Raw genomic sequence first — 11142 nt, 5'->3', positions numbered from 1 at the left:
ATTAATCCTCAATTATACTAATAATAGTATCTAGTTTATTATCAACTAAATCCATTCTTAAATGTTTATTATTAATGAATACACCGAACTCAGGGTGATAAGTGCCATCTAATATTTCAATTCTACTTGTACTATGTATGGTTAATTTAACGTTACTTTTAGTTACTAGTTTAATAATCTGTTGAGTAATTCTTTCTACCTCAATATTAGGATGAAGATGAAAGAAAGCACAAGCTTGATTAACTTGACCAATTAATTCGTCTTTAATCTGAATTTCTTGATTATTAGTAGCAAAACAACGAGAGTGAGTGACTTTACCTTTTAAGCGTTGATAACCATTATGTTCAGCCTGCAAACAAACGTCATTATCATTTTGACTCACTTTTACTAGCTTAGAGTATGCACGACGGGCAACCCTAAAGCCTGACCACACTTCAGAAGAGTTTTCACCATCAACAACCACTGTATTATGAGCAGCTGTTTGTCGCTGCCTAAGCCGCTCTTTACTTACACCATATAAAGAGGTGCCTGAATTAACAAATACTCGCTCACAACCAACTGACAGCTCAAAACTCAAGGTATCTGCGTGTGCATGTCCAGGTAAATAATCCGGACCTACATTGGCGTGATCAATAATTAATGTATAGATAGACGAAGATATTCGGCTATAACCGCTATGCTCATTGGTGATCAAGTTTGACAAATTATCTACAATCTCTAATCCAAGGGATTGGGCATAATCAAATATTTGTTGGGGTTTAGCTGCTATTCCAATCGCTGAATCATTGAAGAAACTGATTTCACCATCAGGGTGAACCATCGACTTCAGCCAAAATAAAGCTTTAGTCGCGACTTTTTTCCAATAAGATAAACGCTGTACTAATTTTGTATGTTGGCTTGTATTAGCTAAGTCAATTAATTCAAGAAGATCCCACAACAGAATCTCATGATACATAGGGGACAGTTCAAAATGCGCACCATCAGCTAAAAACTGCTCAGGAACTTCCCTATCAAGTAATTTCAAGCCTAAATCTAAATAGCGTTCAGCTTTTCCATCTGAAATATAACAACCAATAAAAGTTAGCGCTTTAGCATTAGCAAAAAGGTGGTTACCTAAAATATGGTATTCAAGCTGCTGCGATAATGCACTTGCTTGTTGAAGCATACTACTAAGGTATTTCTGTTCAACACCATCTTGCTTACTAAACCATTTAATCCAATTTAATATTCTTAATGACAGTGGATAAGGCTCCCAACCGTTACCAATACAAGGAGGATTTTCTAATATCCAGCGATTAATATAATTGAAATGTAATTGCTCTCGCGAAGAAAAATTACTTGCATTTAAATCGTCAAAGTAATGGAGATTGTATAACCAAAGCTTTTCTTTAGTGGGATCATTCCAACTACAAGCAGTGTCTAAACTCCCAGGTAAAGATAAGAACTCAACGCTATTTTTATCGAAAATACTCTGCTTGTAGATTGCAGGTCCACTCCAGCGCCAATGCTCATTCAAAACCGGAATAGTAAGTAATTGTACATTAGGTTTTTTAAAACGATAAAGTAAGCGAAACCAAAACTGTTCAAACTTCAAGTACTTCAAAGTGTGAAATACTTGAAGTAATTTTTCTATTTTAGACCTCATTATTTACGCCACCTAATGATAAATGAATCATTTATCAATGAGTTAATTATTGCAATAGCTGCGCAAGATTAAGAAGATTCTCTTTACGGAAAATCATGCGCTGCCCCTGCAGTTTACATCCCACGAAAATTTCGCTTAGCAGTAAAAATCGGTGTTAGTTACTTTATTTTCAAAGAAAAACACAAAAACCGAAATAGACACACCTTAAATTAACTGTATTTTCGCTAAAGTATTGTCAAGATAATACTTAGCTAAAGCAGTAGTGGTAGATTCTATATAGCAACGTAACTCAGGTGCATTACCCGAAGGACGAAGATGAATAACATCTTCATTATCACAAGTTAAGCGCAAGCCATCAGTAATATCTACATTTTTAATCACTGCATTTTCAAAACCTAGCTTAGCCATTAATAACTCCGGATTAGCTTGACCATCAGCTAAAATTTTCAGGCTCTTTTCCGTTGCGAAATTTTGAATACGACCGCTATCTGTCACTCGTCTAGGTAAAGCCTCAACCAGCTGAGATATACCTGCATTACCTGATGCAACTAGAAGCATTAATGCTGGTAATACCGCATCACGAGTTGGTAATGCTTTTAACGTTTTTCCATTAACTTCAATATCACTACCAAGTAAATAGCCACCATTGGCTTCAAAACCGGCAACAGAATCATAAATTTTAACGAGTGATGAAAACTCGGCTATTACATATGGCGAACCAATCTTTGTTCGCTCGACGTGTTTAAACGCCTCTAAAGTCTCAATCACAGTATTACAACTAATAGGTATTGAAAGTGCTTCAATGTTCATCGCACGTGAACACAACAGACCAAGAATATCACCGCGCAGCCACTTTCCGCCCTCATCAGCCAAAAGTGGACGGTCACCATCACCATCAGTTGAGAAAATCGCGTCCAGTTGATATTGCTTAGACCAATCTAGAGCTTTTAGTTTGTCAGATTCAGCTACAGCTTCAGTATCAATTGGTACAAATTCATCACTACGCTCTAATGAAACAACTTCAGCACCAAGGCTTGTAAATAACGGCGCATATAAATCACGACCAGCACTTGAGTGTTCATAAATACCAATACGTTTACCACTAAGTGATGATGCGTCAAACAACCCAGTATAACGAGATATATATTCCGTTGCAGCACGTTCGCTTACAACTAATTCAGGTAATTCATTAATTGCAGTAAATGATGCATCTGTGTTTAAAATCGCTTGCTCGTCGGCTTTACTAATCTCACCATCAGGTCGATAAAACTTAAGACCGTTGCGGTCAAAAGGAATATGACTACCAGTAATCATGATACACGGAATATTGTCTTGCATAGCGACATAAGCAAGCGCTGGTGTGGGTATCACACCATAATAATCTGCTTCAAGTCCTAATTGCTCTAAAGCTTTAATACAAGCTTGGGCCATCACTGGACTGCTTGGGCGATTATCAATGGCAAGTGCAACATTTTCAAATCGAAACTTCCCTTGCATGCATTTTATAAATGCGTAAGTGAAAGCTGCACATGTATCAGCAGTGAACTGCTCGACTAAGCCACGCGCACCACTCGTGCCAAACTGAATATTTGACTTTCTAATTACTTCTGAGCTAATTAACATAAGAAACATTTACACTTATTGCTGAATATTTAAATAAATATAATTAATTATAGACGCCTTGAAATAAGCGAATATAATTCGAACTATTAAATACGACCATACCTATCTTCAAAGCGAACTATATCATCTTCTCCCAGGTACGAACCCGTTTGCACTTCAATCATTTCGAGTGGGATCTTTCCAGGGTTCTCGAGAGCATGAATTGTACCTAAAGGTATGTATGTTGATTGATCTTCAGTCACTAAAATTACTTCATCACCATTAGTTACACTTGCAGTACCAGCAACAACAATCCAATGCTCGCTGCGATGATAGTGCTTTTGAATAGAAAGCTTTTGACCTGGGTTAACCGTAATTCTCTTGACTTGATCACGATCCCCGAAATCAATCGAATCATATTTGCCCCAAGGACGATAAACTTGACGATGGATCTTATATTCTGATCGCTCAGTGTCTTTTAGTTTCTGAACAATAGCTTTAACGTCTTGCACCTGTGATTTATCAGCGACTAAAATGGCATCTTTGGTTTCAACTATCACTAAATTATCTACCCCTACGGTAGCAATTAACTTATTTTCAGAATACACGTAGTTATTCGTCGATTTAACCGAGATCACATCACCTTTATGAGCGTTCTTATTGCAATCTTTTGCAGATACATCCCATAATGCCGACCAAGAACCAATATCACTCCAACCAGCATCAATTGGAACAACAACAAGATTACCTGACCCATTAACTGAGCAAACAGGTTCCAGCACTGCATAATCAATAGAGTCCGACGGACAAGCTTCAAAGTTCTTTTTATCTACACGTATAAAATCTAAATCAACTTGGATTTTACTCATAGATCTTTCACAAGCTTTAAGCATTTCAGGGTTATGTTTTTTTAGTTCATTTAAGTATTGCGAAGCTTTAAACATAAACATACCACTATTCCAGTAATATTCACCCGAATCAAAATACCTCTGAGCGGTGGCTAAATCCGGTTTTTCTACAAAACTATCAACTTTAAACGCTGTATCATTCTGTGAAGAACCACGTTTAATATAACCATATCCCGTCTCAGCGGACGTCGGTACAATACCAAACGTGACTAACTGGCCTGACTCTGCATGAACCAAGGCTTGATTCACTGAAAGCTGAAATGCCACTTGATTCTCAATCAAATGATCTGCGGCAAGTACTAATAATATAGGTTCAACCTCTGAATTCGCTACTTGCTTTAGAGCTTGAAGAGCCGCGAGCGCGATGGCTGGTGCTGTATTCCGACCAACCGGTTCCAAAATAATTCCTGAATGTTCAAAACCACCCAAGCGAGTTTGCTCTGCCGCAATAAAACGATGCTCTTCATTACAAATAACCAGTGGTGACTGGTAGTCAAGCCCATGCAAACGAGCAAAGGTTTGTTGTAGCATAGATTCGTCACCTACAACTTTTAAAAATTGCTTCGGATAAAGCTCTCGGGATAACGGCCAAAGGCGACTGCCTGTACCTCCAGCCATAATAATTGGAATTAACATACTACGTTCCTGTTATTTATTTTGATAATTTTGGGTTAGTCATAAATAGTATTCCCTTTTTTAGCTTCTGTAAGAATAACATTTGTCAATTCAGCACCATCAACATAAAAAAATGGTGTTAAGTACAACTTTCTACACATCCAATATTTACGATCTAAATACTTTTTTACAAATTTATAAGGGTTAGCTTTTCCAACAATTGAAAGATTATGAGCTTTTGTTGTCAAATTAAAAGTTTCACCTTGATAGTTAACACAGGACTTAACATAGTTATCTTCATTATATATATTTACAGGATACTCATTACGCATAAAGTCCTCTGCTGCATGAACAAATGACAAATAACTCATAGGGACACCTATCCCTAGTACTTTAACATTCTTTTTTAATAATTTTTTGAATGGACTAAATTCCGAAAAAGGATATAGATAATTTTCGTCATCATACATCAAGTAAGATGATTTAAGCCCAATAGAAGCGATAGATTTCGTAGGATGTAAACTTCTTATTGCATCTGGATGTTTTCTAACACATTCAGAAAACTCCCCCATTCCAGACTTAGAAGTTAGGTAATTATGGGGGGATTTCCTCAAGAGATATTTATCAGAACTCATAGCAGGAAAACAAGGCACACTAACACTACCAGATTCACCAACAACACCTAATAATAAATCTAATAATTTTTGTGAAGTCACGTCAGTGTTTACTAAGGACAAAGAAGCATGTATAAAAACATGATCTCCTCGTTTTATATTAAAATCTTCACAAATTATTTTCATTAACTCTTTCTCGCCAATTTTAGGCAAGTAAATATTTATTTTTTTTTTCGCGTTAAACTCAAGCTTCTTTAATTTCTTCTTAGTATTGGAATTTATAAAAGATGAAATGAAATTACGTATCATAACTCTCATATTTAACCCTCTATGATGATATTTGTCTTATATTGACACTCTAAGGCCAAAGGTGTAAAAATCAAATAATTGGAGTTACCATTGCTCACTGGAAAAAAAAACTGCCCATACTGAAAAAACCTCATTGAAAGCATGTCTTTCTTACTAGAATAAACAACTTTTCGTTGTTTAACACTCCATATCTGGGAGCTTTTAGCCTTATTATGTTCGCTAGGTTCAATCACTGTGCTAAAATAAATATCATTTGCTGTTTTATAGCCATGAAACACTGAACTACCTACTTCGAATAACTTACTCAACTTCCCTGTTTTCCTATCTAACGAATAAATGAAATTAGATTCATTAGGTGTATCAGAACCAAAATAAATAAAACTCTCATCAAAAACCAACTCAACCACTCTTGCTTGTTGATCACCAGATAAAACAACCTCCAAATCTATTAAATTTTTTGATCTAAAAACAAAAGACTCGGAATTAGAGTCACCAGTTGTTATCCAAAAACAATTTTGATACTTGTCAAAATGAATACCATGTATATGCCTAATCCAAGGAATAGTATTAATCTTATCCCATTTGTATTCATCTAAAGATAACCTATATATTGATACAGGTTTCCTTTCAGGATTTGAGGTATATTCACCATAATAAATATTATAACCATCATATGCCCAAACTAACGGCCTAGAACCTATAAATGAACTTTTAAACCACAACTTCCTATTTTTTACAACATAGCAAGACTTATTAAACACTATAAAAAAGCCATCTTCAATAGAAATAACCTTGCTACAACCTAACCGAAATAAGCGAGTTAGAAATTCAAAATTCAACAAAAAAGCAACAAAAAAGTTAACTTTTATTTTGTAGTATTCAGTAAAAGCACTTCCAGGACCATTGTTGATATATATTATATTTTTCTTCACACCAATACAGCAATCATTACCAACATAGTGTGTTATGATATTTTTATTTAACATAAGACATTACAGCCTTTAGTTTTCCTGATGCTGTCCTAGGTATTATATCTACATACTCAATTTTAAATATAACCCTAGAGCCTAACTTATCTATGATATTGGAATTAAGTTTTTCTTCATCTTTTTTACTATATCCTAATTTTTTTATGACTTTAAATTCCAAAGACAAGTCTTCATATTGAACGACTTGCCCCTCTAATATGTTAAAAGTATCTTTCCATATATGATCAAGTCGCCCTATCTTAACACCGTTATCAAGAATGATATAATCATCTTCTCGGCCAAGAACTTCTTTTATTACGCGGCCCTTTCTATTACAACTACATTCGTAATTATCAAAAAACAGTACTTCATCATTAATCTCATAATTAACAAGAGGAAAAGCTAAGTTATGATAACTACTTCCGGAAAGTTTATATTTATTATCTTCAACATGTGTAAAATAAACATCAGAGAAAGCCTCATCAATATGAAGTGAACCATGTTCGCATTCAAAAGCATTGATAATACCTTCAGTCGTACCATAAAGCTGCACAACTCGACATGAGAATACAAACTCCATTAATTCTTTTTGATGAGAGGACAGTTTTTCAGAACTAACAGATATGAATTTAATTTTACATGCGCTTGCAAGTTCTATAAGATTATTTTCAACGATCAGTTGCGAGAATAAATAAAGCGTTGAAGGATAGGCATGAATACACTTTACTTTACTTTCTTTTATTTTATTTAAATAATCAAATACAGTTTCACTTGATATATGATATTGACTCATTAATAGTTGCTTTGAAAAATAGCTACTAATCCAATACGGTGGGTTATTCTTATCTACGGATATAATTGATTTCCCCACAAAATATACAAACCAGTCATTATGATCGACGTTATGTATTTTCCTAAATTTCCAATAGACAGCCCATAAGTTATCTAAATATTCTTGCGAAACAGGATACCTTAGAGCTTGCCCTGACGTACCGCTGGTAAATAAATCCTTTGTAAAGTACTTATCATTAAAGATGCTATCAAAGTTTTCTACACACAATGATTTATTCCTTGTCATTCCATTATCATTAATTATTTTTTTTCTAGTAACCTTGTCTATTGGAAAAAAATCTTGTTTTTCGTAGAAAGGAATCAATTCAACAACTCGTTTGTTCCATTTCATTCTATCATTAAAAAAACCTATAACATTAACAATTATAAACTGGATGACATACGGCAGTTTTAAGTATAAAGATGTCATAATACTTCCTTAAATCCTATTATTTCAAGATAATCGTCAACAGAGGTTAACTTATACGTATTTTCATTATCGTTTATTTTTATACCAGATAGCTTTTTAAGAAATTCACTTTTACTCTCATGCTGATATAAATAACAAGCTTCAGGTCTAAGTACAGAATCTGAAGCTAATACAGGAGTTCCTACACTTAAACTTTCAAGTACAGCTATAGACTGGCCATCGGTAGATGTAGGTCTAATATATATATCTACGCTTGCAACTAAATCTAAAAAATTCATCGGCGAATCATAGTATATTATTTGACTATCCTCTTTTAAAAAAGAATAATCTTTCCCCAAATCTAAAATTACAAGCTTATAATCCAACTCCTTTATCTCACTTAACATAGAAAGAATAAAGTCAACTCCATATACGTCTTTACCATCAATTTCCGTCCTTTTATTTGAATAAAGCAGAATACATTTAGGATAAAAATTAACTTTTTTAAATCCTTTATGCTTAGCAGAAGATAAATTCTCTATCTTTAATATTGGTGATACAATAAAAACTTTATTATTAAAGACAGGCCGAAGCTTTCTATATACTTCTTTATTTAAAACTAATATTCGATGAGATAGTTTACCGGAAAAAAAATTAAATAAGTTTTTTACATTAAAATGTTGACCATGAACAGTATGAATTACTTTTTTCTTAAAAATAAAGCACACTAATGAATATAAAAACCTCTTATAAGATCTTGAAAGGTTAAAATGTACAAATTCCGCATCTGAAAAAATTATTTTAAAAAACTCAAGTGGCGAATAAAGTATTACATCTACTTCATTTCTCGAGCTCAAAGCATCAAAGTAGTTCTTAATACTGACTGCGACACCTCCAAAAGGAGGCGGAATCTTTCCAACCAGAATAACCTTCTTACAAGCCATCAAATACCTCATTGTACATTGCTAATGAGTTACCTTCTCTATATTTAATATAAGAAAAATTACAACTAAGAATCGAGCGTTCTTCATTCATTATATACCCACATTTATACTGATTAATATTTTCGTGAAAAGATGTTAAAGCAGTTGTGGTTATAACATTGACATCACAAGATAAATATTCAGCCAGTTTTATTGGAGATGCTACATTATTTATCATATTATCTTCTCTTAGCAGCACACCGAATTGCATCGCAGAAAGAAAGTTTTGCATTTCAAGCCGATCTTCAATGGATTTAATGACTGCATTTTTTAAAAGAAAATATTCTCTTTCTGATATTTTAGCTAAGACTTCATCAACATTTCGAGTAATAATATAAATTTTACAAGCATTATTATACTTTTTCAAATTATTAAAAAACAGTAAGGTATCATCTATCATTTGCCAAGTGGATAAACCACCAACGTAGCAAAAACTATTTTCTATTTTATCTCTTTTTATATATTTTAAGTCTGATGAGCAGTATAAAACTTCAGTTTTATCTTTTAACCATGGATATTGCTTAATATATACATCCTCCATATGGTCTGAAACAAAAATGATATCATGAGACAACGTCAAGCCAACAGCATCGATTAATTGTAATAAGAAAAACCTTAATATGGAATGTCTTCTTTGATAGCTTTCATGCGCACCGGAACCTTGTAACCACAAGGTGACCTTAAAATTAAATATAGAAAATATAATTGCAGAAATAGGATTATCAACTACTATTTCTTTTCCTACTCTTAGAAAAGACGTATGGTCAATAATATCCTTCACTGAAGAGCAGTTCGCTAGGGTACTATTTTCAAACTTCCTGATTAATAGGTTGTTAAAAGCATGCCTAACAGCTTTATTGTTTCTAGATGATCTCATCCAAACTAACATGATCTTTCTTTTCCTTTAAAAGTAACATTGGTAGTATTAATATAAATAATGCAGAAATTCTTACTGTCCACCCAAAATTTAAAGCAGTTAGTGTTAAAACAATAAGGAATGTAGCGAAATATTCACCTTTTTCTAATGCTACTTTTTTCATTAAAAGATAATACAAAAAAATATAAAAAATAACACCAAATTTTAAAATAACATTCGATACATTATGCAAACTATAATATCTTTTTATAGATCTCTGATCGACACTAAAGTCGTCATCTGGAAAAGAGCTTTGGTTAAAGTTAAAAATAGCTTTTGTTTCTTGAATATAACCACCAAGTACATTTCCAATTAATACTTCATATATGTTTTTATCCAGTACATTGATCAACTCTATAACCCTAACTTTAGGTGACCATGGTAAGTAATCATAGTCCAACGAAGATAATTCGACAACAGCATTAAATTTCTTCACTAAAATGTCATTATCAACCACATCGAGCTTTAAATTTTCTGATTCTAAATCCGAACTTCCAAATAAAGCACCTCCAACAAATAAAGTTAAAAAAATCATTCTTACGGCTTTGAACTTCACATAGAAACACATCGGGATTAAAAATATCAAAACTAAGATAACTTGAGAGGAGATACCAATTTTAGTAATAATATATATGTGTGCAATTGTTAATAGATAGGAGTAAATTTTTAATGACTTTACACGTGAAAAAAAACACAACATCAGTGACATTGGAAAATAAAGGAACTGCATTTCATCTAACGCTATTGGAGTAATATAATATCCAGGCGAAGCTCTATGTTCAAATAGAGATATTTCTGATATCAACAATAGCAAGTTAGTTACAACCCAAACGAGGTTACAAATTAACAGCGATTTAAATACATCTATCTTTTTAATCATCAAACTCCATATAGCAAGGAGCGTCATAAATAAAAGAAAAAATGTATCTTTCATGATGAACTTTTCATGAACACCATCAAAAACACCTGGTCTAGAAAGATTAATCACAATGGAACTTACTAAAAAAACACCAACGATTGAAGAAAAAACAATCAAATATTTCTTACTGTTAAGATATGTGAAGTGTTTATACCTGACTAAATATACACAAACTATGAAAAAGTAACTAATGAAATACAAATAACCACCAACGCCAGGAATATTTAACAAGTTACTCCATGGAATATAACCAGAGGAGAACAGAAAAATCACCAATAACATTAAAGTGTGTTTCTTGTATAGACAGTAAGGTATTAATATTAAATATACAAAAAGTATTGCGATATACCTAAAAGATTCAACAGATAATAAAAATAATAAACTTATTGCCACTATACTTGAAATTTGAAAGGCTGAATCAAA

At 33.1% G+C, this 11142-nt stretch carries 9 protein-coding genes; all 9 read right to left on the bottom strand.

Annotated elements, in window-relative coordinates; genetic code table 11:
- Position 1: 1 nt before the first annotated feature.
- Complete coding sequence (locus tag PVK63_RS09395; protein ID WP_274440216.1) at positions 2–1645, bottom strand: heparinase II/III family protein; 1644 nt, start codon at positions 1643–1645, stop codon at positions 2–4.
- 204 nt (positions 1646–1849) lie between these two features.
- Positions 1850–3268: a phosphomannomutase gene (locus PVK63_RS09390; RefSeq protein WP_274440217.1), complete on the bottom strand. Its 1419-nt coding sequence runs from the start codon at positions 3266–3268 to the stop codon at positions 1850–1852.
- An 86-nt stretch (positions 3269–3354) separates the two neighbouring features.
- Positions 3355–4791, bottom strand: coding sequence for a mannose-1-phosphate guanylyltransferase/mannose-6-phosphate isomerase (locus PVK63_RS09385; RefSeq protein WP_274440218.1), 1437 nt, complete (start codon positions 4789–4791; stop codon positions 3355–3357).
- Positions 4792–4826: 35 nt separating this feature from the next.
- Complete coding sequence (locus tag PVK63_RS09380) at positions 4827–5702, bottom strand: AAC(3) family N-acetyltransferase (protein WP_274440219.1); 876 nt, start codon at positions 5700–5702, stop codon at positions 4827–4829.
- 2 nt (positions 5703–5704) lie between these two features.
- Positions 5705–6679, bottom strand: a complete 975-nt coding sequence (locus PVK63_RS09375) for a hypothetical protein (protein ID WP_274440220.1) — start codon at positions 6677–6679, stop codon at positions 5705–5707.
- Complete coding sequence (locus tag PVK63_RS09370) at positions 6669–7922, bottom strand: hypothetical protein (protein ID WP_274440221.1); 1254 nt, start codon at positions 7920–7922, stop codon at positions 6669–6671. Before PVK63_RS09370 ends, PVK63_RS09375 begins: the two co-directional genes overlap by 11 nt.
- Positions 7919–8845 (bottom strand): hypothetical protein, encoded by a 927-nt coding sequence (locus tag PVK63_RS09365; protein ID WP_274440223.1) that lies wholly within the window; start codon positions 8843–8845, stop codon positions 7919–7921. Before PVK63_RS09365 ends, PVK63_RS09370 begins: the two co-directional genes overlap by 4 nt.
- Complete coding sequence (locus PVK63_RS09360) at positions 8835–9773, bottom strand: hypothetical protein (protein ID WP_274440224.1); 939 nt, start codon at positions 9771–9773, stop codon at positions 8835–8837. Before PVK63_RS09360 ends, PVK63_RS09365 begins: the two co-directional genes overlap by 11 nt.
- Complete coding sequence (locus PVK63_RS09355; RefSeq protein ID WP_274440225.1) at positions 9748–10950, bottom strand: hypothetical protein; 1203 nt, start codon at positions 10948–10950, stop codon at positions 9748–9750. Before PVK63_RS09355 ends, PVK63_RS09360 begins: the two co-directional genes overlap by 26 nt.
- Positions 10951–11142 lie beyond the last annotated feature (192 nt).

Source organism: Aliivibrio sp. S2TY2 (assembly GCF_028765525.1).
In the GTDB taxonomy this organism is placed as follows: Bacteria; Pseudomonadota; Gammaproteobacteria; order Enterobacterales; family Vibrionaceae; genus Aliivibrio; species Aliivibrio finisterrensis_A.
Note: the sequence above shows the minus strand (reverse complement) of the source record. Positions and strands in the feature narration are given on the sequence as shown.

Excerpts from the sequence above, each read along its gene's own strand:
- PVK63_RS09365 (WP_274440223.1), bottom strand. The coding sequence starts at position 8,845 with ATGGCTTGTAAGAAGGTTATTCTGGTTGGAAAGATTCCGCCTCCTTTT.
- PVK63_RS09380 (WP_274440219.1), bottom strand. The coding sequence starts at position 5,702 with ATGAGAGTTATGATACGTAATTTCATTTCATCTTTTATAAATTCCAAT.
- PVK63_RS09385 (WP_274440218.1), bottom strand. The coding sequence starts at position 4,791 with ATGTTAATTCCAATTATTATGGCTGGAGGTACAGGCAGTCGCCTTTGG.
- PVK63_RS09370 (WP_274440221.1), bottom strand. The coding sequence starts at position 7,922 with ATGACATCTTTATACTTAAAACTGCCGTATGTCATCCAGTTTATAATT.
- PVK63_RS09395 (WP_274440216.1), bottom strand. The coding sequence starts at position 1,645 with ATGAGGTCTAAAATAGAAAAATTACTTCAAGTATTTCACACTTTGAAG.
- PVK63_RS09375 (WP_274440220.1), bottom strand. The coding sequence starts at position 6,679 with ATGTTAAATAAAAATATCATAACACACTATGTTGGTAATGATTGCTGT.
- PVK63_RS09360 (WP_274440224.1), bottom strand. The coding sequence starts at position 9,773 with ATGTTAGTTTGGATGAGATCATCTAGAAACAATAAAGCTGTTAGGCAT.
- PVK63_RS09390 (WP_274440217.1), bottom strand. The coding sequence starts at position 3,268 with ATGTTAATTAGCTCAGAAGTAATTAGAAAGTCAAATATTCAGTTTGGC.